This window comes from Rhizobium sp. CFBP 8752, assembly GCF_014842035.1.
Taxonomy (GTDB): domain Bacteria; phylum Pseudomonadota; class Alphaproteobacteria; order Rhizobiales; family Rhizobiaceae; genus Neorhizobium; species Neorhizobium soli.
In genome coordinates this window covers 2,128,223-2,153,895 of record NZ_JACYUZ010000001.1, presented here as the reverse complement: position 1 = coordinate 2,153,895, position 25,673 = coordinate 2,128,223, and the positions used below count along the sequence as shown (strand labels likewise).

24 protein-coding genes are annotated in these 25,673 nt (G+C 60.6%); 10 read left to right on the top strand and 14 right to left on the bottom strand.

All coding sequences use genetic code 11. From position 1 onward, the window contains the following. Nucleotides 1-62 precede the first annotated feature (62 nt). Nucleotides 63-1,229 carry an alanine racemase gene (gene alr / locus IFT59_RS10385; RefSeq protein ID WP_192086770.1) on the bottom strand — a complete coding sequence of 389 codons (1,167 nt, stop codon included), beginning with the start codon at nucleotides 1,227-1,229 and terminating at the stop codon, nucleotides 63-65. A 256-nt stretch (nucleotides 1,230-1,485) separates the two neighbouring features. Here alr and IFT59_RS10380 point away from each other — a divergent pair, with 256 nt between their 5' ends. Then, complete coding sequence (locus IFT59_RS10380) at nucleotides 1,486-1,860, top strand: tudor domain-containing protein (protein ID WP_062579845.1); 375 nt, start codon at nucleotides 1,486-1,488, stop codon at nucleotides 1,858-1,860. A gap of 93 nt (nucleotides 1,861-1,953) precedes the next feature. On the opposite strand, the gene IFT59_RS10375 is transcribed toward IFT59_RS10380, so the two are convergent. The 5 genes from IFT59_RS10375 to rpsF all read right to left on the bottom strand — a co-directional run bounded on the left by IFT59_RS10375 (nucleotide 1,954) and on the right by rpsF (nucleotide 6,203). Further along, entirely contained in the window at nucleotides 1,954-3,456 is a 1,503-nt protein-coding gene (locus tag IFT59_RS10375; RefSeq protein ID WP_062579847.1) for a replicative DNA helicase, read from the bottom strand. Nucleotides 3,457-3,722: 266 nt separating this feature from the next. Further along, on the bottom strand, nucleotides 3,723-4,301 hold the full coding sequence (gene rplI, locus IFT59_RS10370) for a 50S ribosomal protein L9 (RefSeq protein WP_062579849.1): 579 nt from the start codon (nucleotides 4,299-4,301) through the stop codon (nucleotides 3,723-3,725). 20 nt (nucleotides 4,302-4,321) lie between these two features. Continuing rightward, nucleotides 4,322-5,320, bottom strand: a complete 999-nt coding sequence (locus IFT59_RS10365; protein ID WP_192086769.1) for a DUF2232 domain-containing protein — start codon at nucleotides 5,318-5,320, stop codon at nucleotides 4,322-4,324. Nucleotides 5,321-5,463: 143 nt separating this feature from the next. After that, entirely contained in the window at nucleotides 5,464-5,712 is a 249-nt protein-coding gene (gene rpsR, locus IFT59_RS10360; RefSeq protein ID WP_062453345.1) for a 30S ribosomal protein S18, read from the bottom strand. A gap of 23 nt (nucleotides 5,713-5,735) precedes the next feature. Continuing rightward, nucleotides 5,736-6,203 (bottom strand): 30S ribosomal protein S6, encoded by a 468-nt coding sequence (gene rpsF / locus IFT59_RS10355; protein ID WP_062453344.1) that lies wholly within the window; start codon nucleotides 6,201-6,203, stop codon nucleotides 5,736-5,738. A gap of 361 nt (nucleotides 6,204-6,564) precedes the next feature. Between rpsF and IFT59_RS10350 the strand changes: the two genes are divergently transcribed. After that, nucleotides 6,565-8,067, top strand: coding sequence for a Dyp-type peroxidase (locus IFT59_RS10350; RefSeq protein ID WP_192086768.1), 1,503 nt, complete (start codon nucleotides 6,565-6,567; stop codon nucleotides 8,065-8,067). Between the two features lie 77 nt (nucleotides 8,068-8,144). On the opposite strand, the gene IFT59_RS10345 is transcribed toward IFT59_RS10350, so the two are convergent. Together IFT59_RS10345 and IFT59_RS10340 are read right to left on the bottom strand one after the other, a co-directional pair. After that, complete coding sequence (locus IFT59_RS10345) at nucleotides 8,145-8,399, bottom strand: hypothetical protein (protein ID WP_062453342.1); 255 nt, start codon at nucleotides 8,397-8,399, stop codon at nucleotides 8,145-8,147. An 85-nt stretch (nucleotides 8,400-8,484) separates the two neighbouring features. Continuing rightward, a complete protein-coding gene (locus IFT59_RS10340) occupies nucleotides 8,485-9,528 on the bottom strand; it encodes an aldo/keto reductase (protein WP_184654862.1) in 1,044 nt (347 codons plus the stop codon). A 212-nt stretch (nucleotides 9,529-9,740) separates the two neighbouring features. Between IFT59_RS10340 and IFT59_RS10335 the strand changes: the two genes are divergently transcribed. From IFT59_RS10335 to gmk, 8 genes are all read left to right on the top strand, one after another. Next, nucleotides 9,741-11,042, top strand: a complete 1,302-nt coding sequence (locus IFT59_RS10335; RefSeq protein ID WP_192086767.1) for an Nramp family divalent metal transporter — start codon at nucleotides 9,741-9,743, stop codon at nucleotides 11,040-11,042. Between the two features lie 108 nt (nucleotides 11,043-11,150). Continuing rightward, nucleotides 11,151-12,110: an ACP S-malonyltransferase gene (gene fabD / locus IFT59_RS10330; RefSeq protein ID WP_062579862.1), complete on the top strand. Its 960-nt coding sequence runs from the start codon at nucleotides 11,151-11,153 to the stop codon at nucleotides 12,108-12,110. 16 nt (nucleotides 12,111-12,126) lie between these two features. After that, a complete protein-coding gene (gene fabG, locus IFT59_RS10325; RefSeq protein WP_062453338.1) occupies nucleotides 12,127-12,864 on the top strand; it encodes a 3-oxoacyl-[acyl-carrier-protein] reductase in 738 nt (245 codons plus the stop codon). 283 nt (nucleotides 12,865-13,147) lie between these two features. Continuing rightward, nucleotides 13,148-13,384, top strand: coding sequence for an acyl carrier protein (locus IFT59_RS10320; RefSeq protein ID WP_006727438.1), 237 nt, complete (start codon nucleotides 13,148-13,150; stop codon nucleotides 13,382-13,384). Nucleotides 13,385-13,502: 118 nt separating this feature from the next. Continuing rightward, a complete protein-coding gene (gene fabF, locus IFT59_RS10315; RefSeq protein WP_192086766.1) occupies nucleotides 13,503-14,765 on the top strand; it encodes a beta-ketoacyl-ACP synthase II in 1,263 nt (420 codons plus the stop codon). 135 nt (nucleotides 14,766-14,900) lie between these two features. After that, entirely contained in the window at nucleotides 14,901-16,139 is a 1,239-nt protein-coding gene (gene mltG, locus IFT59_RS10310; RefSeq protein ID WP_192086765.1) for an endolytic transglycosylase MltG, read from the top strand. A 36-nt stretch (nucleotides 16,140-16,175) separates the two neighbouring features. Further along, nucleotides 16,176-17,084, top strand: a complete 909-nt coding sequence (locus IFT59_RS10305; RefSeq protein ID WP_249407522.1) for a YicC/YloC family endoribonuclease — start codon at nucleotides 16,176-16,178, stop codon at nucleotides 17,082-17,084. A gap of 7 nt (nucleotides 17,085-17,091) precedes the next feature. Beyond that, on the top strand, nucleotides 17,092-17,781 hold the full coding sequence (gene gmk / locus IFT59_RS10300) for a guanylate kinase (protein WP_062579867.1): 690 nt from the start codon (nucleotides 17,092-17,094) through the stop codon (nucleotides 17,779-17,781). Nucleotides 17,782-17,860: 79 nt separating this feature from the next. On the opposite strand, the gene rsmA is transcribed toward gmk, so the two are convergent. The 6 genes from rsmA to IFT59_RS10270 form a co-directional block, all read right to left on the bottom strand. Next, nucleotides 17,861-18,706 carry a 16S rRNA (adenine(1518)-N(6)/adenine(1519)-N(6))-dimethyltransferase RsmA gene (rsmA, locus tag IFT59_RS10295; protein ID WP_192086764.1) on the bottom strand — a complete coding sequence of 282 codons (846 nt, stop codon included), beginning with the start codon at nucleotides 18,704-18,706 and terminating at the stop codon, nucleotides 17,861-17,863. Continuing rightward, nucleotides 18,706-19,737, bottom strand: a complete 1,032-nt coding sequence (gene pdxA, locus IFT59_RS10290; RefSeq protein WP_192086763.1) for a 4-hydroxythreonine-4-phosphate dehydrogenase PdxA — start codon at nucleotides 19,735-19,737, stop codon at nucleotides 18,706-18,708. The genes rsmA and pdxA overlap by 1 nt, the downstream gene beginning before the upstream one ends. 27 nt (nucleotides 19,738-19,764) lie before the next feature. After that, nucleotides 19,765-20,727 carry a SurA N-terminal domain-containing protein gene (locus tag IFT59_RS10285; RefSeq protein ID WP_113111090.1) on the bottom strand — a complete coding sequence of 321 codons (963 nt, stop codon included), beginning with the start codon at nucleotides 20,725-20,727 and terminating at the stop codon, nucleotides 19,765-19,767. Nucleotides 20,728-20,859: 132 nt separating this feature from the next. Continuing rightward, nucleotides 20,860-23,193: an LPS assembly protein LptD gene (locus IFT59_RS10280; protein ID WP_192086762.1), complete on the bottom strand. Its 2,334-nt coding sequence runs from the start codon at nucleotides 23,191-23,193 to the stop codon at nucleotides 20,860-20,862. Continuing rightward, nucleotides 23,193-24,281 (bottom strand): LPS export ABC transporter permease LptG, encoded by a 1,089-nt coding sequence (lptG, locus tag IFT59_RS10275; protein WP_192086761.1) that lies wholly within the window; start codon nucleotides 24,279-24,281, stop codon nucleotides 23,193-23,195. Before lptG ends, IFT59_RS10280 begins: the two co-directional genes overlap by 1 nt. Then, nucleotides 24,278-25,459 (bottom strand): LptF/LptG family permease, encoded by a 1,182-nt coding sequence (locus IFT59_RS10270; protein WP_062453329.1) that lies wholly within the window; start codon nucleotides 25,457-25,459, stop codon nucleotides 24,278-24,280. The genes lptG and IFT59_RS10270 overlap by 4 nt, the downstream gene beginning before the upstream one ends. Nucleotides 25,460-25,673 lie beyond the last annotated feature (214 nt).

Below are 25,673 nucleotides of genomic sequence, written 5' to 3'. Positions count from 1 at the left end.
TTCTCATTTAGCACGAAGATATCGCCCGCGAAAGAGGGGGATCTCCGCAGGCGCTTGCGTTCTCACTCGTCGGCGTAAAGATACCGCCGCTCGTATCGCAGGCCAAGGCTGGTGAGGAGTTCGTAGCCGATCGTGCCGGCCGCGCGCGCGACGTCGTCGAGCGGCATGTTGGGACCGAACAGCTCGATATAGTCGCCAGTGCGGATATCGCGTTCTGGCACGTCGGTAATATCGAAGATCGTTAGGTCCATGGTGACGCGGCCGACGACCGGCACCCGTTGGCCGGCGATGAAACCGAAACCGCCCTCGTGAATGCTGTCGCGGAGTGGAACGCCGGAGCCAGACAGCGACCGCTTGTAGCCATCCGCATAGCCTGCCGCGACGATTGCCAGCCGGCTGTCACGGGTCAGCCTATGCGTCCCGCCATAGCTGACGGTTTCGCCGGTCTTGGCGCTGCGGATCTGGATGATGCGGGCCTCTGCCTTGGCAACCGGTCGCATCGGATTGCTGCCGCCGCCGACAGCCTCGCCGCCATAAACGGCGATGCCCGGACGGGTAAGGTCGAAATGATATTCGGATCCGAGCAAGATGCCGGAGGACGCCGCAAGACTTGCCGGAATGCCTTCATAAGCCGCCGCAACCTTTTGGAATGATTCAAGCTGCTGGCGGTTGAAGGAAGAGGAGGGCGTATCGCCGCTGTGCAGATGCGACAGCACGAGGACGGGCGAGAAACTCGCCGGCCGCGACACGTCGTCGGCAAAGGCGAGCGCGTCCTCCAGCGGAATGCCGAGCCGGTTGAACCCGGTATCGATATGCAGCGCGCAAGGATGATCGCCGTGTTCTGCGGTCACCGCCATCCAGAAGCTGAGCTGTTCTTCGGAGACGAGGACAGGAACCAGCCCGTGTTCATAGAACGTCCGTTCCTGACCCGGCCATACGCCCGAGAGCACATAGATGCGGGCGTCCGGCGCATAGGTTCGAAGCGTCACACCTTCCTGAACCACGGCCACAAAGAAATCGCGCGCGCCGGCCTCGTAAAGCGCCGTACCGCAATCCTCAAGACCGAGCCCATAGGCATCCGCCTTGACCACGGCCGCAGTCGAGGCACTGCCGGAACGCTCAGCCATCTCCCGCCAGTTGTCGGCAAGCGCTACGAGATCGATGGTCAGCCGGGCAGGGGCGATATCGAATTCGTCGAAAGGCAGGGTGTCGTCGTCGAAATCTGTCATGAGCGCTCAGCAGAATGGATCGGATCGTCGCCAATCCTTACCCGTTTCCACGGCCGGAAAAAGACATATGGGCGAGATTTTGCGCGCTGCACGCTTTTTTCCAATATCCCAAGCAATCCAGTAAAAACAGAAACATCGACGATGTATTAATGTAGTGTTCAGTTTGTATTATGTATCAGTTTTACTGTTCATTTAATTGGGTTTCCCCGCGCCATTGAGTCGGGGAACGGTGGGATTTATATTTGGGGAGACTAATGTGAAAAATGTACTTTCAATCATATTGGCAGCAAGCTTTCTTGCTTCCGGCGCGTCTGCAGCCTTGGCGCAGACGAAGGGCGACTGGGTTCTCGGCAACTATAAGGGCGCTGGTTACTGGTTTCCGGGTGTCATCGAAAAGATCGGCGGCGGCAGCGTCACCATCCGCTACGATGACGGTGACCGGGAAACGGTGGCTTCGAGCGCGGTGCGTCCGTACGACTGGATGATCGGCATGAAGGTCGAATGCAACTACAAGGGCGCCGGCGACTGGTACCCGGGCAAGATCACCGCGCTGGCAGGCGAGAAAATCGGGATCGCCTATGATGACGGCGACAAGGAAAGCACCCGGACCGGACGCTGCCGGACCCAGTAGTCGATCAGCGACCCTAAACTGGTCGATGCCGGCCGCTTTGCGGCGGCGGGCATTGACCATCTTATCACAGAGACTTGGGCCGCAATGAGCTCCTCAATGCTCTTCGTATTGCGTAAAGCTTGGTTCGGCCAGATCTGCAAACCGCGTGAATTCCGCCTGGAAGGCGAGCTTGACGGTGCCGGTTGGTCCGTGGCGCTGCTTGGCGATGATGACGTCGGCCGTCCCCTTCACCTTGTCCATCAGCTGTTCCCATTCCGGGTATTTCGGATCGGCCATATCGCGCGGCTCTGAGTTCTTCACGTAATACTCTTCGCGGAACACGAACAGAACCACGTCGGCGTCCTGCTCGATCGAGCCTGATTCGCGAAGGTCTGAAAGCTGCGGGCGCTTGTCCTCGCGGCTTTCCACCTGGCGCGAAAGCTGCGACAGCGCGATGATCGGAACGTTGAGTTCCTTGCCAAGCGCCTTAAGGCCCGTGGTGATCTGCGTGATTTCCTGCACGCGGTTCTCGCCGGATTTACCTGACCCCGTCATCAGCTGGATATAGTCGACCACGAGGCAGTCGAGGCCGCGCTGGCGCTTGAGACGGCGGGCGCGGGCAGAGAGCTGGGCGATCGAGATACCACCGGTCTGGTCGATGAACAGCGGCACTTTCTGCATCATCTGGCTGCAGGCGACGAGCTTTTCGAAATCGGCCTCGGTAATGTCGCCGCGGCGGATTTTTGACGAGGACACTTCGGTCTGTTCGGAGATGATACGGGTGGCCAGCTGTTCGGACGACATTTCGAGCGAATAGAAACCGACGACGCCACCATTCTTGGCTTTCATCGATCCGTCCGGCTGCACCTCCGGCTCGTAAGATGCTGCGATATTATAGGCGATGTTGGTGGCAAGCGAGGTCTTGCCCATGCCCGGACGACCGGCAAGCACGATCAAGTCAGACCGCTGCAACCCGCCCATCTTGCCGTCGAGCGACATGATGCCGGTGGAAATGCCAGACAGATGGCCGTCGCGCTCGAAGGCCTGGCCGGCCATGTCGATCGCCAGCGCCACCGCGTCGTTGAACGACTGGAAGCCACCGTCGTAACGGCCGTTTTCGGCAAGCTCGAACAGGCGACGCTCGGTATCTTCAATCTGGCTCTGCGGCGGCATGTCGAGCGGCGCGTCATAGGCGATGTTGACGACGTCCTCGCCGATGGTGATCAGCGCCCGGCGCAGTGCCAGATCGTAGATCGCCCGGCCATAATCCTCGGCATTGATGATCGACACGGCTTCGGCGGCGAGGCGGGCGAGATATTGCGCTACCGTCATGTCGCCGACCTTCTCGTCCGCGGGCACGAAATTCTTGATGGTGACCGGGTTGGCGGTCTTGCCCATGCGGATGATGTCGCCCGCCACTTCGAAGATCTTGCGGTGCAGCGGCTCGTAGAGATGGGTGGGCTTCAGAAAGTCCGAAACGCGGTAATAGGCGTCGTTGTTGACGAGGATCGCACCCAGCAGCGCCTGCTCGGCTTCGATGTTGTTGGGAGCCTCACGGTAGTGCGGCGCTGCATCCTTGTTGCTCAGCGATGCGATGTTGCGCGCGACTTCGTTCATGATCTCTGTCCGTCCTGTCCGTCGAAGCTGCCGGTTCTACTGGTAAATGCGCCGTGCTGAAACCGGCCTTTTGCCCCAGCGGCTTTTCCACAGCTATCCACAGCGCCATTTTGCCGGTGCCAGAAAGAACGCAGTGAAACGATGAATCCGGTTGACTGTGTTTCGCTGCGACTCAGTCATTGGTCGCATCAGTATAGCCCAAGAAGACAAAAAAACGCCCGGGCTGATGACCCGGGCGTTTCTCGAACTTGTTAGACGATGACGGCTTATTCGTCGTCTTCAGCGTTGCCGTCTGCGTCCGGATCGAAGAAGTCTTCCGGACGAAGCGCGTCTTCGTCGACGCCGTAGATGGCGTCAGCCGAGGTGAGGCTTTCGCCCTTGGCCTGGCGCTCGGCTTCTTCAGCGGAACGGGCAACGTTGACGGCGATTTCGGTTTCGACTTCCGAATGCAGGTGCAGAACGACCTTGTGGAGGCCGATCGCCTTGATCGGGGTGTTGAGATCGACCTGGTTGCGGCCGACGTTGAAGCCTTCGGCAGCCAGTGCCTCGAGGATGTCGCGGGCAGCAACCGAACCGTAGAGCTGGCCGGTTTCGCCAGCCGAGCGCACGATCACGAAGGTCTTGCCGTCAAGCGCGTCGGCAACGGTCTGGGCTTCGCCCTTGCGCTCCAGGTTACGGGCTTCGAGCGTTGCACGCTCGGATTCGAAGCGCTTCTTGTTGGCTTCGTTGGCGCGCAGCGCCTTGCCCTGTGGCAGAAGGAAGTTACGGGCAAAGCCGTCCTTGACCTTTACCGTTTCGCCCATCTGGCCAAGCTTGGCCACGCGTTCAAGCAGAATGACTTGCATGTTGTGGTTCCTTTCAAGTTTCAATTCGTAGGTGGTTCGTCGCTGCCGTCTGCTGGTTTTGCAGGCGTCAGGGCAATGGTGCGGCGTGTGTCGGAAAGACCCAGCACGACAATGGCGATCGCCGGCAGGATGAGCATCGACGACAGGTAGCAGAGGACGAGAACCGGCAGGCGCCAGTCCTTGTCGCGTGTGCGGAAATGTAGGGAGGCATAGCCCGCCATGAGGAAGCCGGCGCCGAACGTGCCGCAGACGACCGCGCCGATCATTGCCGGAGCGCCGCCGAAGAAGGTCATCACCGTGCCGGCGAGAAAGATGAAGATGGCGTTGCGGTTCATCCGCAGCGCGGACGGCATGTCCTCGCGCGGGCGAACTGCGCGGCCGGTCCGCGACACGACGCGCACGGCGATGTAGAAGGCCGCAAACAAAAGCGTTACCCAGATGCCGCCCTGGAACATCGGCAGCATCAGCACCAGCAGCGACTTGGTCTGGGAAAGGCTCGCGACATCGGGGGCGAGCGTCGGCTCCTGCGCCTGCAGCGCTGTCGTCATCGCATCGACCATCTGGTCGATCAGTTCAGGGCCGTAGCCGATCGCAAAGCCGAGCGCGATCACGGCAACAGTGACGAGGCCGCAGAGATGCAGCAGAATGTCGGAAATCGGGTACCAGGCCATCAGATTGTCCGGTCCGCCGAGTTCGGAGGCGGGACGGGCGAGATTGGCAAGATGCGACAACCAGCCGGCGGGGATCAGCGTGAACACCGCCATGGCCAGCGCAAACATCGGCGACACGAGAAGTGCACCCAGCACTCCGGCCGTGACGACACCGACGATGGCGGCGCGATTGCCCCAGCCGAGGCCGGCAATCAGGATCGGAAGAGCGGAAGCGGCATAGAGAATGGAGGCAAACGACGACTGTGCGCTCGCACCCATGACAAGCACGGTGGCGATAACACCGGCAAGAATACCGGTCGGCAGCACTGTCTGGAACTTGTTCGTCACTTTGTCTCGCTGTCCTGCCATATGAAGCAGTTAGGGGATAGGGCCGGGACGGATGTCGAAACGGCCTTCATCCCCAACATGGGGTTTTGGTTTTGCCGATCCGCGCCCAACGCGGAAGGGGAGATGGACCCGCCGGCGGTACAGCCGGCAGGTCCGATATCAGATTAGGACAGAACGTAAGGCAGCAGGCCGAGGAAGCGGGCGCGCTTGATGGCCTGGGCCAGTTCGCGCTGCTTCTTCTGGGAAACGGCCGTGATACGCGAAGGTACGATCTTGCCGCGCTCGGAAATGTAGCGCTGCAGAAGACGGACGTCCTTGTAGTCGATCCGCGGTGCATTCGCGCCCGAGAACGGGCAGGTCTTGCGACGGCGGTGGAACGGACGGCGTGCCGCGGAGGAGGATGAGTCAGCCATTGGTGTTTTCTCCTTCGAACCGATTAAGCGTCACGTGGCGGGCGCGGTGCGCGCTCGAAACCACCTTCACGCGGGGGACGATCGCCGAAATCGCGGCGCGGGCCACGATCGCCGAAGTCGCGGCGAGGACCACGGTCGTCACCATCACGGCGCGGACGGTCGTCACGATCGCGCTTCTGCATCATTGCAGACGCACCTTCTTCGTGCTTCTCGACGGCAAGCGTCATGTAGCGAAGAACGTCTTCGTTGATGCGCATCTGGCGTTCCATCTCGTGCACGGCAGCTGCCGGTGCGTCGATGTCCATAAGGGCGTAATGCGCCTTGCGGTTCTTCTTGATGCGGTATGTGAGGGACTTGAGGCCCCAGTTTTCTACGCGCCCGACTTTGCCGCCATTTGCTTCGAGGACACCCTTGTACTGTTCTACGAGGGCATCAACCTGCTGTGCGGACATATCCTGTCGAGCAAGGAATACGTGTTCATAAAGAGCCATGTAAGCTTTGCCTTTCTTGCGGTTGTTTTGTCACCCGGGTTCGGCGGCTAAGCCTCAACGACTGCTCTTGGAATGGGGCAAGCCCAGGCAAGAAAAGCTGTTGTATCGAGACGGTCGAGAGCGGAGACACGGGAGGCCGGAACGCTTTTCGTTCCTACGGCCGCTCACGCGACCTACCCTCCGTTCAGCCACCAGCCAGAAGACCGGGTGTTTCGAACAAGGCGGCTTATACGGATTTTTGGCGATAAGGCAAGAGGGAGGGGTTCGACGCTCGCAAAAATAGTTAAATGGACTTAGTGGTACCATGGGTTGTAATTTGGGTTCGGGTCAATTCGACCCTTTGCCAAGAGGAGCAGGAGGCATGGCTAAGCTCGATACTATTTTGAATACTACCATCACCTGGAAAAATTGGACGTCGGATGCGGATCTTCTTTCGCTTTTGTCGGACCTGCAGGCCAATATCCTGAAGGGGCACGGCAGAGATCATACCAAGAATGTCTTTCTCAGTTTCGCTGGCATGAAGTCTGATGCGGTCGCCGGCCTGCTGCGGGATCTTTCGTTCGTGACGACATCCGCGCTGACGCAACTGCGCGAGGCAGAAGCATTCAAGGCAACGAAACTCGGCGGCGGAACGGTCGTCAGCGTCTTCCTCAGCGCAAAAGGGTATGCAGCCCTTAGTTTGCCGGATGCCAACATTCCCGCCGATGCCTCATTCAGGGCCGGGATGCGGAACCGCGGACGGCTCAATCCGATGCCGCTTCCGTTTGCCGGTCCTCCAATCAATGATCCGGAAAAGGAGCACTGGGAAAAGGGTGAGGCTTGGGGCAGCGCCAAGGACGACCCCGACGCCATGGTTCTGATTGCAGACGAACAGGCCTCACTTGTGGGCAATTCCTACAGCGCGTTGCAGAAGGTTTTCGCAAAGCACGGCGCAACGGTTCTGGGTTCGGACATCGGCCTGGCGCAGAGGCGCAAGCAGGCGGGCGGCGATGTTCGAGGCGAAGGCATCGAGCATTTCGGCTATGTCGATGGCATCAGCCAGCCATTGTTTCTGACCGAAGACTTCCTCGACAACAATGGAATGCCCAAACCTCGTGGCAAATGGGACGAGGAGTTCAAGGCCTCCCAGTTTGTCGTATCGGATCCGGGCAATCCCACGACATTTTCATGCGGCAGCTATTTCGTCTACCGCAAGCTCGAGCAGAACGTGAAGCTGTCCAAGCAGAGGGAACGTCTGCTTGCGCAGTCGGTGGATCCACAGAACCCCGATGAGGACCGCGCGGGTGCGATGGTTGTCGGTCGCTTCGAGGACGGAACACCGGCACTGCAGAGCGGTCCAGTGGCGGGCGCGCCAACCAATGACTTCGACTACACACTCGACCCGGTCGGGCTGAAATGTCCCGTTCGAGCGCATGTCAGGAAGACCAATCCGCGCACGCCGGGCGACGAATTCGAGCGCTCGCATATCATGGCGCGCCGAGGCATAACCTATGGCGATCGGGCACCCGATTTTTCAGATGAGCCAGACAAGGGAGTCGGTCTTATTTTCATGGCTTACATGGCCGACGTCAATCAGCAGTTCGAGTTCACCCAGAGTGCCTGGGCGAACAATACGTCGTTTCCATTCCAGCCGGCGGTTCCGGCGAAGAAAGGTGTCGATTTCATCATCAGCCAGGTCGCAAACAGTGGCGATCCGTCCGAAAAGGAATGGATCGATGGCCATAGTCAGCCACAAAAGGTCGGCGTGATGGATTTCGTGCAGACGGTGACCTTGATGGGCGGCGAGTACTTCTTCGCTCCATCGATCAGCTTCCTTCAGTCGGCACCATCCTTGATCGCAAACCCGCCGGCTGAGTTGTCGTAAAATAGCCGAGCGATTGAGCGGCGACAGAGATATATCCGGCGGCCGGGACTTATCGTTCCGGCCACCTTTATGCTGACCTACCGCGCCGCCCGGCTTTTCCAGTATCGCACCACTGCAATCACGGCGAGCAGAACGGCGAGCGGAAATCCAGCCTCCGCCACGAAGGTCCGGTCCGCCCTGACCTGGTCGCGCATGGCGATCCAGGCGATCGAGCTGACGATGCAGTTCTCGTTCGTGTCGGATATCTCGGTAATCGGCAGCTGACCACATTGCGCGGCTGCGACCAGATAGGCCTCGTGGAACGGGCTTCCGGGCCTTGGAATGTCGATCATGGCTTGTCCTCCGCCGGAAGAAATAGCGCAAGTTTGCGGATGACGACAGCGTGTTTCAGCCGGTCATCCGCAATCTGTCGCGACCTCAGATCGGCATCGGATAGTCGCGATAGACCGCGGCGATCTCTCTCAGAACCTCATCCGACAGCGTCACGTCGGCAGCGGCGATGTTGGTTTTCAACTGGTCCATCGTCGTTGCGCCGATGATGACGGAGGCCATGAAGGGGCGCGTCAGGCAGAAGGCGAGCGCCATCTGAGACGGGTCGAGGCCGTGCTTCTTGGCTATGTCGAGATAGGCCTTGACCGCCGGCTCCTGCCGCGGCTGAAGGCGACCGCCGAGATCCTGGTTGATCGCGCCGCGCGAGCCTTCAGGTCGTGCGCCGCCTTGATACTTGCCGGAAAGCAGACCGGCTGCGAGCGGCGAGTAGGCGAGCAGGCCGACATCCTCGTGATGGGACATTTCGGCAAGATCCAGATCGAACTGGCGATAGAGAAGATTGTATTCGTTCTGCAGCGTCGCGACGCGGGGCAGACCCTTCTCCTCGGCCACATCGAGATAGCGCATCGTGCCCCAGGTGCTTTCGTTGGAAAGCCCGATCGCGCGGATCTTGCCCTCCTTCACCAGTTCGCCGAGCGTTTCGAGTTTTTCCAGAAAACTCGTGCGTGCCTGTTCGCGATCCTGTTTCGACGCATCGAACTTCCAGGAATTGCGGAAGTGGAACGTGCCGCGGTTCGGCCAGTGGATCTGGTAGAGGTCGAGGTAATCCGTCTTGAGGCGCAAGAGGCTGGCATCGAGTGCTTCCCGAATCGTCTCGCGGGTAATCGGGCGGCCGTCGCGAATGTAGGAGCGACCGCTGCCGGCGATCTTGGAGGCGAGGATCAGGTCCTGTCTCTTGCCGCTCTTTTGCAGCCAGGTGCCGATGATAGTTTCCGTGTCACCGTAGGTTTCGGCACCCGGAGGCGTCGTCGGGTAGAGTTCGGCCGTATCAAAGAAGTTGATGCCGTTGTCGAAAGCATAGTCCATCTGTTCATGAGCTTCGGCCTCGGAATTCTGCGTTCCCCAGGTCATCGTGCCCAGGCAGATCTCCGAAACGGAGAGGTCGGTGCGGCCCAGTTTATTGTATTTCATGAAGATCGATCCCGTCTGAAAAAGTGGCCGGACTTTAGATCGGATTTGACGCAGTGCAAGAGCAGATCGGTGCCGGTTTCGCGCGTCGGTAGCGTAAAATTTATCAAGAGTTTGCTGGACGGGAGAGAATTTTTTCCAACTTGTTCCCGATACGGCAATTTTGCGGCCGGATTTGCGTCTGGCGTAGAACAAATTTTTGGAGGGCATTTTGAATGGTCGATAACGCGACGCAGCATAAGACGACACAATACGACGACAAGGGGTTTCCTGACGCCGGCGAACCGCCGAAGACGGGTCGATGGAAACTGATCGGTCCCGGTATCGTGGTTGCCGTTACCGGCGTCGGCGCAGGCGATCTGATCGCCACGCTGATTGCCGGCTCGCGTTTCGGCTATGCGCTTCTCTGGGCAGCGGTCATTGGCTGTATCGTCAAGATTGCGCTTGCCGAGGGATCGGCCCGCTATCACCTCGCTACCGGTTCGACCATGCTCGACGGCTGGCGGTCGCTCGGCAAATGGACGAGCTGGTACTTTGGCATCTACATCATGATCTGGGGCTTCGTGTACGGCGCTACCGCGATGAGCGCGACGGCGCTGCCGCTGGCGGCTCTCTTCCCGTTCCTGCCGCTCTGGGCCTGGGCCATGATCTCAGGCCTGGTCTGCGCGGCCTTCGTTGCCTTCAACAACTACGAAGTCTTCGAGACCGTGATGAAGGTCTTCATCGCCATCATGTTCACCATCGTCGTCGGTATCGCGATTCTTGTTGTGCCCGATGTCGGCAATGCGCTGACCGGTCTGATCCCGACCATTCCCGAGGGCTCGGCCATCTACACGCTCGGCCTGATCGGTGGCGTCGGCGGTACCATCACCATGGCCTCCTACGGCTACTGGGTGAATGCCAAGGGATGGCGCACCCCGTCCTGGATGGGCGTCATGCGTCTCGACAACCGTGTTGCCTACATCATGACCGGCATTTTCGTGATCGCCATGCTGATCGTCGGTGCCGAGCTTCTCTACACCGCGCAGATCGCGCACTCGACCGGCGACCGCGGGCTGCTCGATCTCGATGCGGTGCTCCAGGAACGGTTTGGTCCGTTTGTCGCAAAGGCCTTTCTGGTCGGTTTCTTCGCCACCACGATCTCCTCGATCCTCGGCGTCTGGCATGGCGTGTCGCTGTTGTTTGCCGATTTCGTCCGCACCGTGCGCGGCGGAACCAGCGGTTCGCGTCAGGGACTGGAAAAGACGCCGGCCTTCAAGTTCTACCTCTTCTGGCTGACGATCCCGCCGATGTCGCTGTTGTGGTTCGGCCGCCCGTTCACGCTCGTCATCATCTATGGCGCGCTCGGAGCCTTCTTCATGCCTTTCCTGGCGGTCACATTGATCTGGCTGCTGAACTCAGCCCGCGTCCCGAAGGAATGGCGCAATGGCTGGCTGTCGAACGGCCTACTCGGCGCTGCAGCGCTGCTGTTCGTCGTTCTTTGCGTCAACGAAGTGATCAGCCTGATTTCGGGCTGATAACAGGGGGTAAGCACCGGCCAAAAGCGGGGTAAATGCCCGAAACCCTTGACTTGCAAGGCGGGAATGTGAATGGAAAGGGCAAAAATAGGGAAAGGAAACGACCTTATGAGTAGTCCGGCGAGCAGTATCGCATTCACATTCCCGGGTCAGGGAAGCCAGGCCGTCGGCATGGGCAAGGAACTGGCCGACGCCTTTCCCGAAGCCCGTGCCGTGTTCGATGAAGTCGACGAGGCGCTCGGCCAGAAACTGTCCGAAACAATGTGGAACGGGCCGGAAGAAACGTTGACGCTGACCGCCAACGCGCAGCCGGCCCTCATGGCCGTTTCCATCGCGACTATGCGCGTTCTCGAAGCTCGCGGACTCGTTCTCGCCGACAAGGTCGGTTTCGTCGCCGGCCATTCGCTCGGCGAATATTCGGCTCTTTGTGCGGCCGGCACGTTCTCTCTCGCAGACACAGCACGGCTGTTGCGCATTCGCGGTGACGCGATGCAGTCCGCCGTTCCGGTCGGCCAGGGCGCGATGGCTGCGATCATCGGTCTCGATCATGCCGATGTCGAAGCGATCTGTGTGGAGGCGAAGTCGGAAGGCGTGTGTCAGATCGCCAACGACAATGGCGGCGGCCAGCTGGTGATTTCCGGCTCGAAGGCTGCTGTCGAGAAAGCAGCGGCTCTGGCGACCGAAAAAGGCGCCAAGCGCGCGATCATGCTACCGGTCTCTGCGCCCTTCCACAGCGACCTGATGGCGCCGGCGGCCGACGCCATGCGCCATGCGCTGGACACCGTCCAGAAAAACGATCCGGTCGTGCCTGTCATCGCCAATGTGCGCGCAACGCCGGTCAGCGACGCGAACGAGATCGCGACGTTGCTGGTGGCGCAGGTGACCGGACAGGTGCGCTGGCGCGAAACCGTCGAGTGGTTCGGCGCCAATGGCGTGACGACGCTCTACGAAATTGGTTCCGGCAAGGTGCTGACGGGTCTTGCCCGCCGCATCGACAAGAATATCTCTGGCATAGCCCTCAACACCCCGGCCGATATCGACGCGGCGCTGGCTGCCATCCTCGGCTGAAGAGAAGGAATTCAACATGTTTGACCTGACCGGCCGCAAGGCCCTCGTCACCGGTGCCACCGGCGGCCTCGGCGAAGAAATCGCCCGCATGCTGCATGCGCAGGGTGCAACCGTCGGCCTGCACGGCACCCGCGTCGAGAAGCTGGAAGCACTCGCTGCCGAACTCGGCGATCGCGTCCACATCTTTCCGGCCAATCTTTCCGACCGCGCCGCGGTCAAGGCGCTCGGTGAAAAGGCGGAAGCGGAACTCGGCGGCGTTGACATTCTCGTCAACAATGCGGGCATCACCAAGGACGGACTGTTCGTGCGCATGAGCGACGAGGACTGGGACGCAGTCCTTGAAGTCAACCTGACCTCCGTGTTCCGCCTGACCCGCGAGCTGACCCATCCGATGATGCGCCGTCGCTTCGGCCGCATTATCAACATCACCTCGATCGTCGGCGTCACCGGCAATCCGGGCCAGGCCAACTATTGCGCCTCCAAGGCCGGCATGATCGGCTTCTCGAAGTCGCTGGCGCAGGAAATCGCCACGCGCAACGTGACGGTCAACTGCGTCGCGCCAGGCTTCATCGAGAGCGCCATGACCGGCAAGCTCAACGACAAGCAGAAAGACGCCATCATGGGTGCCATTCCGATGAAGCGGATGGGCGCCGGATCCGACATTGCCGCCGCTGTTCTTTACCTCGCTTCGAATGAAGCGGGATATGTGACTGGACAGACCTTGCATATCAATGGCGGTATGGCGATGATCTGATCCGGGGCACGGGCGCAGCAAATCCGAGTAAAATCGGCTGTTGGCGGCTGTGCGGCGGAACAGATTCTGGCTTTGCGTAGCACGGAAACCGTGTTAAGCGGGCCTTGACTACACGAAGTCACCCCGAAATTCAGGGCGTCATAATGCGTGAGCATGTGACTGGAACCTGAAGAGGGGCGAAGGGGTTTGCCCGCATCGGCACCATGAAGTGCCGGCGGCAGGTATTAACAGGATACGGATGCCATTCAGGCATTCGAGAAGATAAAAGGTCGAGGAAACCGACATGAGCGATATCGCAGAACGCGTTAAGAAAATTGTTGTTGATCATCTCGGCGTCGACGCCGAAAAGGTTGTCGAAGGCGCTAGCTTCATCGACGACCTCGGCGCGGACTCGCTCGATACGGTCGAACTGGTCATGGCGTTCGAAGAAGAATTCGGCGTGGAAATTCCGGACGATGCAGCTGACTCGATCCTGACGGTCGGCGACGCTGTAAAGTTCATCGAAAAGGCTCAGGCCTGATCGAACCATATTCGGGACGCGCGCCTCGTTGCGAGGCCGCGATCTCTCATGACGGCCCGCTTGTTCGGGCCGTTTCAGCAACTAACTGACAATACTACTACAGGGTGGGGCACTGGCGATGAGGCGTGTCGTTATCACCGGTACCGGCATGGTATCTCCTCTGGGATGCGGAACGGAAGTCAGCTGGCAACGTCTGCTGGCCGGCGACAACGCCGCCCGGGTCGTGACCGAATTTGAAGTCGAAGATCTTCCGGCCAAAATCGCCTGCCGCATTCCGGTCGGCGACGGTTCCAACGGCACATTCAATGCCGACAACTGGATGGAGCCGAAAGAACAGCGCAAGATCGATCCGTTTATTCTCTATGGCGTTGCCGCCGCCGACATGGCGCTGGCCGATGCCGGCTGGAACCCGCAGACTGACCAGGACCAGATTGAAACAGGCGTTTTGATCGGCTCAGGCATCGGTGGTCTCGAAGGCATCGTCGAAGCTGGCTACACTCTGCGAGACAAAGGCCCGCGCCGTATCTCGCCGTTTTTCATTCCCGGCCGCCTGATCAACCTTGTCTCCGGACAGGTGTCGATCAAGCACAAGCTGCGCGGCCCGAACCATTCGGTCGTCACCGCATGTTCCACCGGCGCGCATGCGATCGGCGATGCAGCCCGGCTGATCATGCTGGGCGATGCGGAAGTCATGGTGGCCGGCGGTGCCGAATCACCGATCTGCCGTATCGCGCTCGCAGGATTTGCCGCCTGCAAGGCACTCTCCACACTGCGCAACGACGACCCGCAGCGCGCTTCACGCCCCTATGACCGCGACCGTGATGGTTTCGTGATGGGCGAGGGCGCCGGTATCGTGGTGCTGGAAGAGCTTGAACACGCCAAGGCGCGTGGTGCCAAGATTTACGCCGAAGTCGTCGGCTACGGCATGTCCGGCGATGCTTTCCACATCACAGCGCCGTCGGAAGACGGTGACGGTGCCTTCCGCTGCATGACGTCTGCCCTCAAGCGGGCCGGCCTTGGCGCATCCGACATCGACTACATCAACGCCCATGGCACATCGACCATGGCAGACACGATCGAACTCGGCGCTGTCGAACGCCTGGTTGGCGATGCGGCCTCCAAGGTCTCCATGTCGTCGACCAAGTCCGCGATCGGTCACCTTCTCGGTGCGGCCGGCGCTGTCGAGGCCATCTTCTCGGCATTGGCGATCCGCGATAACATTGCGCCGCCGACGCTCAACCTCGACAACCCCGATGTCGACACCGTGATCGATCTCGTTCCGCATACCGCGCGCAAGCGCGAGATCAACGTGGCGCTGTCGAACTCCTTCGGTTTCGGTGGTACCAACGCGTCTCTGGTGCTCAGGCGCTACGAAGCCTGACGCGCATTCGGCCTTCGCTTCTCGGCTGGACCTCGATAGTCCGGCCGATATCATTTTCCAAACCCGCTTTTTGCCGTATTGCTTGGCCAAACAGCCGGTTGAAAGTCCAGAGTCGAGGGGAAACGGTTGAGCGACATGAATTCATCGAATGATCAGCCGGGTTATGGCAGTGGTAACGGCCAGGGCGGCAATGGCAACGGCGCGACCCGTGGTCCGATCATTCCGAAATCGCCGAACGAAGCCCTGAAGCCCGAACGGGTGCCGGAACCGCCGCGCCGCTCCAAGAAGGCGCGCAGCCAGCTGGTGATCTTCCTGAACTTCGTCATGACGATGGTGGTCCTGGTCTGCATCGTGGTGATCGGCGGCCTGTATTACATGATCCGCACGTTCCAGGATCCGGGTCCGCTGGAAACGAACTCCCACTTCATGGTCCGTCCCGGTAACGGCCTGGCGGAGATTGCCAACAATCTCGAGCGCAACGGCGTCGTGTCCGACGCGCGCGTGTTCCGCTACGTGACCGCGACCTATCTGCGCGGCGGCGAGACGCTGAAGGCCGGCGAATACGACATCAAGGCGAAGGCTTCGATGAAGGACGTGATGGAGACGCTGATCTCCGGCAAGTCCATCCTCTATTCCGTCGTCTTCCCGGAAGGCCTGACCGTGCGCCAGATGATGCTGCGTCTCAACGAGGATGCGGTGCTGGAAGGCGACATGCCGGCGGAGCTTCCCGCCGAAGGCAGCCTGCGGCCCGATACCTACAAGTTCTCGCGCGGCACCAAGAGGTCGGAAATCCTCTCGCAGATGCACGCCGCTCAGCAGAAGACGATCGACCAGATCTGGGAGAAGCGCGACCCCGACCTGCCGGTCAAGACCAAGGCAGAGTTCGTGGTGCTGGCCTCGATCGTCGAGAAGGAAACCGGCAAGGACGACGAGCGCGCCCATGTCGCCTCGGTCTTCATCAACCGGCTGAACAAGGGGATGCGGCTGCAGTCTGACCCGACCATTGTCTACGGCATCTTCGGCGGTGAGGGCAAACCGTCCGATCGGCCGATCTACAAGTCCGATCTGACCAAGCAGACGCCCTACAATACCTATCAGATCAAGGGCCTGCCGCCGACGCCGATCTCCAACCCCGGCCGCGCCGCACTCGAGGCGGTTGCCAATCCGTGGCGCACCAACGATCTCTATTTCGTGGCAGACGGCACAGGCGGGCACGTGTTTGCAGCCACACTGGAAGAGCACAATGCCAACGTACGTCGCTGGCGCCGGATCGAGGCCGAACGGTCAACCGGCAATGCGGCAGCCCGCGGTGAAGAAGTGGTCGATGGCCAGCCGGATGGCGACGACGCCGAAAAGCCACCGAAAAGCAACTGACGCCTTGCCTCTGGGGAAGGCAGTCCGGAGAAGCGTATGAGCCTGCCGTCTAACCCGAAATCCCTGCAGTCGATGACCGGCTTTGCCCGCAGCGAAGGAACAAGCGGCCGCAATCGCTTTGCCTGGGAACTGCGCTCGGTCAACGGCAAGGGGCTCGACATGCGATTGCGGCTGCCCTCCGGCGTTGATCGTCTTGAGCAGGATGTCCGCAAGCGGATTTCCGAACGGTTTTCGCGCGGCAATCTGCAGGTGGCGCTGTCGCTCTCGACCGACGACGCAAAGGTGGAAGCGGTGCTGAACCGCGATGCACTGGCCGCCGTGATGGCGCTCCGTGCTGAGCTGGGCGATCTGGTCGATCCGGCACCGCTGCGTCTCGACACGTTGCTTGGCATCCGTGGTCTCGTCGAGATCCGCGAGGCCGAGGATGACGAACAGGCGGTGACGGCGCGCGACGCCGCCATCCTCAACTGTCTCGGCGACGCGCTTTTCAAACTTGAAGAGATGCGCGAGCACGAAGGGTCGGCACTGCGGGACATTCTCACCCGCCATGTGGACCGCATCGCCGAACTGACGACGCTGGTGGAGAAGGACCCGTCCCGCTCGCTGGAAGAGATTGCCAAGAAGCTTTCCACGCAGCTCGCCGCCTTGATGGCAGAGGCGCCGACCCTCGACCGCGACAGGCTTTATGGCGAGGCAGCACTGCTTGCGACCCGCGCCGATCTGCGCGAAGAGATCGACCGGCTGAAGGCCCATGTCGTCGCAGCCCGCGAGCTTCTGCAGACGGGCGGCCCCGCCGGGCGCCGTCTCGACTTCCTTGCACAGGAATTTAACCGGGAATCGAATACGATCTGTTCCAAATCCAACGCCGCTGCTGTAACGGCAGCAGGACTGGAACTGAAAGTCGTGATCGACCAGTTCCGCGAACAGGTTCAGAATCTGGAGTGACACGACCATGAGCCCGGCCCCCTCGACACCGAAAACCTCGTCGCCCTCGAAGATGAAGACGACGATCGCGCGCCGGGGATTGATGCTGGTCCTGTCGTCGCCGTCAGGCGCTGGCAAATCCACCATCGCCGGCAATCTCTTGCGCGGCGACCATAGCCTCGAGATCTCGGTCAGTGTCACCACCCGCGCCAAGCGCCCGAGCGAGATCGCCGACACCCATTACCACTTTATCACCGTGCCGCAGTTCGAGCGCATGCGCGATGCCGACGATCTGCTGGAATGGGCCGAGGTGCACGGTAATTTCTACGGCACGCCGCGCGAGCCGGTCGAAAAGGCGATGGCCGAGGGACGCGACATGCTGTTCGACATCGACTGGCAAGGCGCACTTCAGCTGCAGGAAAAGATGAAGGCGGACGTCGTCTCGATCTTCGTGCTGCCGCCAACCATGACCGAGCTGCAGTCACGTCTGCACCGCCGCGCCGAAGACAGCGAAGAGGTGATCCGCACCCGGCTTGCCAATTCCCGCTCGGAAATCGAACGCTGGCGCGAATACGACTACGTCATCGTCAACGACGATCTCGACGAAGCCTTCCACAACGTCAGCTGCATCGTCAACGCCGAACGCGTCCGCCGCGACCGCAGGCACGGCCTGTTCGAGTTCGTGAGCAACCTCCTGACGGAAGAGCCAACGCTTTAGGTTTTGGTTGGAAGGGCGCGCGTTCGTCGCGCCCACAAGTCGAGGTGGCCCAATCGCGCCAAGCGATAGGTGACGCCCTTCAGAGCAGATTCGCCAGTTTTACGAACTCTTCCACCGACAGCGTTTCGGCGCGGCGTTGCGGGTCGATGCCGGCTTTGGCGAGCAGAGCTTCGCCACCGACCGGTTTCAGGCTCTGGCGCAGCATCTTGCGGCGTTGGCCGAAGGCGGCGTGGGTGATGCGTTCCAGCTTGGAGACATCGCAGGGCAGGGGATTGGCGCGCGGGATCAGATGTACGACAGTCGATGTCACCTTGGGTGGTGGCGAAAAGGCCTGAGGCGGCACGTCGAACATCATGTGGGGATCGGTGCGCCAGCCCGCGAGGACGCCGAGGCGGCCGTAGTGGTCGTCTTCCTGGTCGGCAACGATCCGCAGACCCACTTCCCTCTGGAACATCAGCGTCATGCTCTGCCAGAATGGCGGCCAGGTCTTGTCCTCAGGCAGAAGCCAGTTCAGCAGCAGTTGCGTGCCGATATTGTAGGGTAGGTTGGCGATGATCTTGACCGGTCCACCGGCAGCCTTCTCGGCCGCGAGCGCGGCGAAATCGATCTGCAGCGCGTCGCCCTCGATGACCTCAAGCCGTCCCGGATAGTGGTCCGCGATGTCTGCAAGCACTGGAAGCGCGCGGGCGTCGCGCTCGATGGCGATCACCTTCTTGGCGCCGAGCGACAGGATGGCACGGGTAAGGCCGCCGGGACCCGGCCCAACCTCGAATACGGTCACGTCTTCCAGCGGTCCGGCCGCGCGGGCGATCTTCTGGGTGAGGTTGAGATCGAACAGAAAGTTCTGGCCAAGCGATTTCTTGGCGTCCAGTCCATGACGCTGGACGACGTCACGCAGCGGCGGCAGCCCATCGAGCGTCGCCATCAGATGCGCCCCGCAAGGTTCGGTGTCATTGTTCCGGCCATGGCGCCTGCAAGCCGGATTGCCTCGACCAGGCTCGTCTCGCGGGCGACACCCTTGCCGGCGATGCCGAAGGCGGTGCCGTGGTCGGGAGAGGTCCGGATGAAGGGCAGGCCGAGCGTGACGTTGACGGAGGTATCGAAACCCAGAGCCTTGGCCGGGATCAGCGCCTGGTCGTGATACATGCAGATTGCCACGTCGTAACGGCTGCGGGCCTCGTCATGAAACATCGTATCGGCCGGGAGTGGCCCAAAGGCGTTGATGCCCTCTGCGCGCAGCTTGACGATGGCCGGATGGATGATGTCGCGTTCTTCGGTGCCCATCGTGCCGTCTTCGCCCGCATGCGGATTGAGACCGGCAATCGCGATGCGCGGCTGGTCGATGCCGAACCGGACCTTCAGGTCGTGATGGGTCACGCGGCAAGTTTCAAGGATCAGCGTTTCGGTGAGCACCGCTGGAATGTCCTTGAGCGGAATGTGGATCGTGACGGGGATGGCCCGCAGCTTCGGTCCGGCCAGCAGCATGACGGGGCGCACGGGCGTGCCGGTATGCTTGTGCGCAAGGTCCGCCAGGAATTCCGTATGGCCGGGAAAGCCGAAGCCTGCCTGGTATAGAACGGACTTGGCAATCGGATTGGTGACGACGCCGAGCGTCTTTCCCGCAAACGACAGCGACACGGCGGTCTCGATCGCCTCAATCGTCCCACGGGCGGTGGCGACATGCGGCTCGCCGGCGGCGACTTCGGCTCCGGCCGGGATCGGCAGAACGGGAAGCGCGTCTTCGAAGATCGAAACGGCGCCGTCCGCGTCGGTTTCACGGATCGCAACGTCGAGGCCAAGCAGGGCCGCGCGCGATGCAAGGACCGCCGGGTCGCCGAGGAAGAGAAACGGCGCAATGCCGTGTGTCCGTCTCGCCGTCCATGCGGCGAGCGTGATGTCTGGACCAATGCCGGCAGGATCGCCCTGGGTCAGCGCGAGCGGACGATCAAAAGGCATGCGGTCTCCGTTCAGGCCCTTTGGGCTTTACGACTTCTGGATGTAATCGATCTGGGCCTTGGCGCGCAGATCGTCCATGTACTTCTTGCTGTTAGGGTCTTCACCGGACTTTTCAGCCTTGCCGAGATCCTCGGCGCGGAACACGGCTTCGGCCGCCACGTCATCGGAAACCTGACGCTGCTCGCAGATCGCCAGGAATTCGACGCCACGCTCGGTAACGCGCGTGCCGGTCGTGTTGCCGGAGGACTTCTCGATCAGCGGCTTCCAGTCTTCCGGCAAATCCGGCGCAAGCACGCGGCCCAGATCACGGATGGAAACGTCCAGCATCGTCGCTGCAAAGGTTTTAGCTTCGGCGCAGCCGGGGAACCGCGACCGCGACGCGTCGGCTTCTGCCTTGCGCTTGTTGAGGATGGCGTTCCGCTTTGCCGCGGGAACAACGAAGATCACCTGTTTCAGGAAATATTCGGTGGTCACGGGCTTCTGCTTGTTCTCCATCATGCGGGTAACAAGCTGGTCGGTCGACATGCGCTGACGACCGCCGCCGTAACGGGCGTTGACCAGGCGCGGCCAGCTCATCTGCACGGCGATATAGGCCTTGAAATGGTCCGGTGTGACGCCGGCCTGATTGAGCACGCTGCTCAACTGCTCGGTTGTCATCTTGTTGCCCTGCGCGAAGCGGGCAAACGAACGATCAACGTCCTCGGTGCTGACGGACATCTTGACGCGCGAGATTTCCTGGCGCTTCAGCGTTTCGTCGATCAGCTGATCGAGAGCGACCTTGTTGCTCGGCTTCTGACGCTGAAGGCGCATGAAGGCCGAACGGCGAGCAACGTCGGCGGTGGTGATCGCCGACCGGTTGACGACGGCTGCGACGCCGCTCGTCGACTGTGCCATTGCCACGATTGGTGTCATCACCGGCGTGGCGACCGTGGTCGCGGCGAGCACGGAGACTGCCAGCACGATCTTGCGTGTCGCGGTCATTGCAAACATGAAACCAATCCCTTTTTTCCGCCCGGGCACTTGTCGCGCGACTTTGCGCGCTTTCGGCCGCCATACTAGCCGATTGGCGTCCGATTGCACAATCGTTGCGGCAAAACCATGACGATTCTTCCGTTACCGGTCTCAGTAACGGAAGGTTTGATCGTAATCCTTGGTCGTGCCGATATTGACGTCGCCAAGCGTGCGGAAACTCAGGCGCGCACTGATCGTCCAGTCGTTCGCATCGGCTTCCGAAGGCTTGTCGGTATAGGCGAGCGTGAAGATCGTGCACTCGTCGGCGTAGCTGATACCGACGCCGCGCCGGATGAGCGAACTGTCTGTCAGGTCCCACGTGGCGGAACCGGCCAGCGACCAGTTTTCGTTGACCCGGAGCGACATGCTGTTCTTCAGCACGTCCGTCGCGTCGCTGTCGCCGTACTCGTCCTGCGCATCGACCTTAGTGTAGATCAGCTTGCCGCTGACCCGCGGTGTGGAATAGCTGAACGCTGTATCGGTGCGACGGATATCGAGCGACTTTTCATCGAGCCGCACGTTGTTGGAAAGCGAGAAGCCCTGCGGCAGGTCGATCGCCGCCATGGCGACGTAATCGGATCGCGATGTTTCGAGGCCCGAATTGGCGCCGGCCTGAACCAGATCGTCGCTGGCAAAGGAATTCTCGCCGGCAATCTGGTAGGACTGGCCGAAGATGCCGCGCACGCCGATGCCGTTGTTGAACGAGCCGGTATAGCGGAAGCCAACATTGGCACGGGTGCCGCCTTCGACACGGTCGTAGCCGGAGAACTTGTCCCGTTCGAACAGCGAAGTGGCATCGAACACGAAGCTCTGCGCATCCTCGTTCGGCAGGCCGCCGGACATCTGTTCGTCCGGACGCGCATAGATCTGCGCGATCGGCTCGATGATGTGGCTGCTGTTTTCGCTGGTGATCAGGAACGGATAGCGGGCCTCAAGGCCAGCCGTCAGCATGTATCGACCGTTCGTGCCGTTCGGCTCCAGATTGCCGTCATAGGCAAAGTTCGGATTGGACACATCGTGGCGGATGCCATCGGCGCGTGCTGCAAACAGCGGCGTCAGCAGCAGGCCGCCCGATGTCGTGTAGGTGCGCTTCCATTCGGCTTCGGTCGTCACGCGGGCGTAATCGCCTTCGAGACCAGGGAAGCGGTATGTGGTGCCCTCGAAGTAGGAATCCTCTTCGCGACGCGACAGGTTGGTCAGGTTGGCGTTGAACGAAAGCTCACCGCCGTACACCGATTCGGGCGCGATATACTGGTAGTCCAACGACGGATAGGCGATCGCCTGCTGGCGCTCGAGCGTGTTCGACGTGCCATTGTCCTGGACGTCGAAATAGTAGGCGTGCAGGTCGAAATAGTTACGCTTGCCAAGGCCGGTCAGGTAGACGTCGTTGGTGAACGTATCCTGGCTGACATCGGTCAGGCTGTAGGTCCGCGAGAAGTTCGCGTCCGTCTGGGCCATGACGTTCCAGCCGAAGGCCCAGCGCGGGTTGATCTGGAACTCGCCCTTGGAGGCGGCCATGAAGCGGCTGTTCTGCTCGCGGTCGCTTGTGCCAGCGTCGAACGAGCCGGGATCGCGCTGATCGATGCCGGCAAAACGGAACGTGTGGTCGCCGTTGTCGAACCGGTTGCGCACTTCGCCTTCGACCAGAAGTCCCTGGCTCGAATAGTAGGTCGGGCTGATCGTCGCATCCATGCTTGGCGAGAAGACATGGTAATAGGGGACGGTGACGCCGAACCCGAGGTTATCGCTGACGATGAACTTCGGAAACAGCACGCCGGACTTGCGCTCGACAGTCTCGTCGGGAACTTCGATCGGGAAGGGCAGTTTTCCAAGCGAAAAGCCGAACAACTCGAACTGTGCATTCTCGAGGCGAATCGTATGCTTCTGTCCGTTGCGAATGACGCGCTGCGCCTTGACCTGCCAGAGGGGCGCCTTGCCGGGTGTGGCGGCGCATGGAAGGCAGGCGGTGTACACGGTGTTGTTGAGCACCATGATATCGCCGGTCTGGCGCTCGGCGCTTTCAGCCGCAAGGCGGGTATTGTCAGTGGTTTCGACGCGCAGGGCATTGATGAAGCCCTGACCGAAATCGTCGGTCACGTCGAGCTCTTCCGCGTAGACGCGGCTGCCCGACGGTTCGATGAACTCGATATTGCCGGTCGCCATGACGCGGCCGGTGTTTTGATCGTATTCAACGCGCTGCGCAACCATGCGGTAACGGTTGTAATAGATCTGGACGCCACCGGTCGCGGTGACGCGCTTGTTGTCCTGATTGTAGGTCAGTTCGTTGGCGCGCAGAAGCATCTTCGCACCGTCTTCAGCAGCCGGCACGAGACCCTGCGCATACGCGCCGCCCGTCAATGCAGCGACGCCAGGGACACATACAGACACACCGGTCAGCAGGGCGGCGGCGAGCCGACTGATATTTCCGCGGTTACTTACCGCCACTAGCCATCCTCCTGATGAAGCAAGATCGTAGCGCCCAGGGCAGTCGCGACGACGACTGGAATCCAGACCGCCACGAAAGGAGGAATCGCCCCGCTGCTCCCGAATGCCTTCACAAGCACCGAGACGACATAAAGCACGAAGCCTGAAACTATTCCACCCAGAATCATCGACCTGGACTGCGCGAAGCGACTGAATTTTAACGACACTGTTGCCGCAATCATCGTCATGGCGACGAGCAGCAGCGGCAGTGAAAGCAGGGAGTGAAACTGGGTTTCCAGCGCCTTCGTCGAGATTCCAAAGGATTTGCCGATCTCGATCTTTCGGGAAAGACCAAGAAACGCAACGGTTTCCGGCTGAGCAAGGCTCTCCTGGAGATACTCGCGTCTCAAATTGGTTTTGACCTGTGCCGTCTCGAGACGGGTCGGAATTTCGCCCGGCCGATTCTCCAGAACGTCGTTAAGAAGCCAGTAACCATCTTCCAACTTAGCCGTCTTGGCGTCCTGCCGCATAATGATGACGTCGTCCTTGTCGAAGTGGAAAACCACCACGTCGAGGAGCTCGGTTCCGCTCTCGCGATAGGTCTTGGCACCGATGATCACGTCTTCATCGCCGGACAGCTGGCGGATCCACGGCACGAACTTGGACGACTTGGACTTGTTGCTAGCCTGCCGCCATGTGGTCTCGAGCGAGATTGATTCGCGCTGGCCCCAGGCGCCGATCGGGTTGACGACGAACAGCGTGAAGAGACCGAGCAGAAACGATCCAACAATGAACGGTGCGACGAACTGCCAGACGGAAATTCCGGCTGCACGGGTGACGACCAGTTCGTAGCGACGGTTGAGCGCGATCAGCACCGTCATGCCGATAAACAGGCTCAGCGTCGGGATGGCCTGCTGCAGGATCTGCGGCACGCGCAACGCCGTCATCGCCAGCGCGCCGTAGAGGCTGTAGCCGTTGAGGCCCGAGAGGCGACGGCTCGTCTCGCTGAAATCGGCGAGAAAGATAATGGCGCTGACACCGAGCAGGAACCAGAATGCGGTGCTGATATAGCGCTTGAAGAAATAGCGGCCGAGTGTGGAGAAGATCATTTCACTTCTCCCGTGGTTCCGCGTCCCGTCGGCGAAAGGCGCTTCTGCACGACGGTTGTCGCTTTCGTGATGCTGCGGCTGAACAGGCGCGGCATCTGGATCTGCCGGTTGGTGGCCAGCATGAAGCCCGTCACCAGGCAGGTCACCAGCGGAATCGCGTAGACCAGCGGCACGTAGGCCGCGTTGCGTTCCGTCAGATTGGTGGCCGAGAAGCCCAGCCAGCGCAGCAGGAAGGCGAAAAGCAGCACATAGATCATCGGATGCAGCCGTGCCGACCGGTGCGACCGCGTGTTGCCGGCCACAAGCAGAGACACCAGCGCGAAGGTGATCGGGAACAGCCAGTCGGACAGGCGGCGATGCAGCTCGCTGCGGAAGCTCTCGGGCTTTTTCTGATAGGCGGGATCGGTCTTGTCGGGGTTGAGCAGGAAGCTCAGCGGCCGGTCACCGGAATAAAGCGGCAGGCCGCCCTCATCCGATTGGGTCATCGCTGACAAATCGAACGCGTAGGACGCGAACTTGACGATCGAGATCCGGCCGTCCGGGCCTTTGCGATGCACTTCGCCGTCGCGCATGGTAAGCGATGTGCCGCCAGGATCGACCGATCCTTCGCGGGCATAATAGATCAGGCCGAAATTCGGATCGCGGTAATCGACGATGAACAGGCCTTTCAGCACCCGGCCCGAATGGCGCTCGGAGATCTGGACGTAAAGCCCGTCCTCGATGCTGCGAAAGGTCTTTTCCTCAATCACGGAAGATAGAAGGTCAGCATAGGCAGCTGCGACCATTTCGCGCGCGCCGAGCCGTGATTTGGGTTCGATGAAATTGGTGATGGTGAAGGAGACGAGGCTGAGCGCGACCGCGAGCAAGATCACCGGCTTGTAGATGATGCTGCGGGCCGCACCGGCCGCGTCGATCACAGGCAGTTCCGAATCATTGTTCATCGCCGTCAGCGTCTGGGTGATGCCGATGACAAAGGCGAAGGGCAGGACAACCGGAATGATGGTCGGCAGGATATAGCTTGCGAGCTGCATGAACGAGCCCATCGACTGGCCGGTGTCGGTGACCAGGTTGATGCGGCCGAGCACCTGAATCGTCCAGATGATCGTGAGCACCGGAACGAGTGCCACCAGGAACATCTGCAGGATTCGGCGCAATATGTAGAGTTCGAGAAGCTTCATTCCCGCATTATGCCTCAGGTCCTAAGGGGCTTTCGTCCCGCATTCGATCGATAGTAGCCGCGCCTATCTAAGCGATTGGGAACGGCATTGCGACAGGGCCCCTGTCACAAAATGTTGGCAACCCCGGTTTTCTTCGGCGTTGTGACATTTGGAAACAGTGGATTGGACATCAATACGGGCTTTAGGAAGGCGAGAAGTTCGATCCTGCGCGCTT

What these genes read in the sequence shown, in the direction of transcription:
- alr (WP_192086770.1), bottom strand. Translation starts at nt 1,229, where the DNA reads ATGACAGATTTCGACGACGACACCCTGCCTTTCGACGAATTCGATATC.
- IFT59_RS10375 (WP_062579847.1), bottom strand. Translation starts at nt 3,456, where the DNA reads ATGAACGAAGTCGCGCGCAACATCGCATCGCTGAGCAACAAGGATGCA.
- rplI (WP_062579849.1), bottom strand. Translation starts at nt 4,301, where the DNA reads ATGCAAGTCATTCTGCTTGAACGCGTGGCCAAGCTTGGCCAGATGGGC.
- IFT59_RS10365 (WP_192086769.1), bottom strand. Translation starts at nt 5,320, where the DNA reads ATGGCAGGACAGCGAGACAAAGTGACGAACAAGTTCCAGACAGTGCTG.
- rpsR (WP_062453345.1), bottom strand. Translation starts at nt 5,712, where the DNA reads ATGGCTGACTCATCCTCCTCCGCGGCACGCCGTCCGTTCCACCGCCGT.
- rpsF (WP_062453344.1), bottom strand. Translation starts at nt 6,203, where the DNA reads ATGGCTCTTTATGAACACGTATTCCTTGCTCGACAGGATATGTCCGCA.
- IFT59_RS10350 (WP_192086768.1), top strand. Translation starts at nt 6,565, where the DNA reads ATGGCTAAGCTCGATACTATTTTGAATACTACCATCACCTGGAAAAAT.
- IFT59_RS10345 (WP_062453342.1), bottom strand. Translation starts at nt 8,399, where the DNA reads ATGATCGACATTCCAAGGCCCGGAAGCCCGTTCCACGAGGCCTATCTG.
- IFT59_RS10340 (WP_184654862.1), bottom strand. Translation starts at nt 9,528, where the DNA reads ATGAAATACAATAAACTGGGCCGCACCGACCTCTCCGTTTCGGAGATC.
- IFT59_RS10335 (WP_192086767.1), top strand. Translation starts at nt 9,741, where the DNA reads ATGGTCGATAACGCGACGCAGCATAAGACGACACAATACGACGACAAG.
- fabD (WP_062579862.1), top strand. Translation starts at nt 11,151, where the DNA reads ATGAGTAGTCCGGCGAGCAGTATCGCATTCACATTCCCGGGTCAGGGA.
- fabG (WP_062453338.1), top strand. Translation starts at nt 12,127, where the DNA reads ATGTTTGACCTGACCGGCCGCAAGGCCCTCGTCACCGGTGCCACCGGC.
- IFT59_RS10320 (WP_006727438.1), top strand. Translation starts at nt 13,148, where the DNA reads ATGAGCGATATCGCAGAACGCGTTAAGAAAATTGTTGTTGATCATCTC.
- fabF (WP_192086766.1), top strand. Translation starts at nt 13,503, where the DNA reads ATGAGGCGTGTCGTTATCACCGGTACCGGCATGGTATCTCCTCTGGGA.
- mltG (WP_192086765.1), top strand. Translation starts at nt 14,901, where the DNA reads ATGAATTCATCGAATGATCAGCCGGGTTATGGCAGTGGTAACGGCCAG.
- IFT59_RS10305 (WP_249407522.1), top strand. Translation starts at nt 16,176, where the DNA reads ATGAGCCTGCCGTCTAACCCGAAATCCCTGCAGTCGATGACCGGCTTT.
- gmk (WP_062579867.1), top strand. Translation starts at nt 17,092, where the DNA reads ATGAGCCCGGCCCCCTCGACACCGAAAACCTCGTCGCCCTCGAAGATG.
- rsmA (WP_192086764.1), bottom strand. Translation starts at nt 18,706, where the DNA reads ATGGCGACGCTCGATGGGCTGCCGCCGCTGCGTGACGTCGTCCAGCGT.
- pdxA (WP_192086763.1), bottom strand. Translation starts at nt 19,737, where the DNA reads ATGCCTTTTGATCGTCCGCTCGCGCTGACCCAGGGCGATCCTGCCGGC.
- IFT59_RS10285 (WP_113111090.1), bottom strand. Translation starts at nt 20,727, where the DNA reads ATGTTTGCAATGACCGCGACACGCAAGATCGTGCTGGCAGTCTCCGTG.
- lptG (WP_192086761.1), bottom strand. Translation starts at nt 24,281, where the DNA reads ATGATCTTCTCCACACTCGGCCGCTATTTCTTCAAGCGCTATATCAGC.
- IFT59_RS10270 (WP_062453329.1), bottom strand. Translation starts at nt 25,459, where the DNA reads ATGAAGCTTCTCGAACTCTACATATTGCGCCGAATCCTGCAGATGTTC.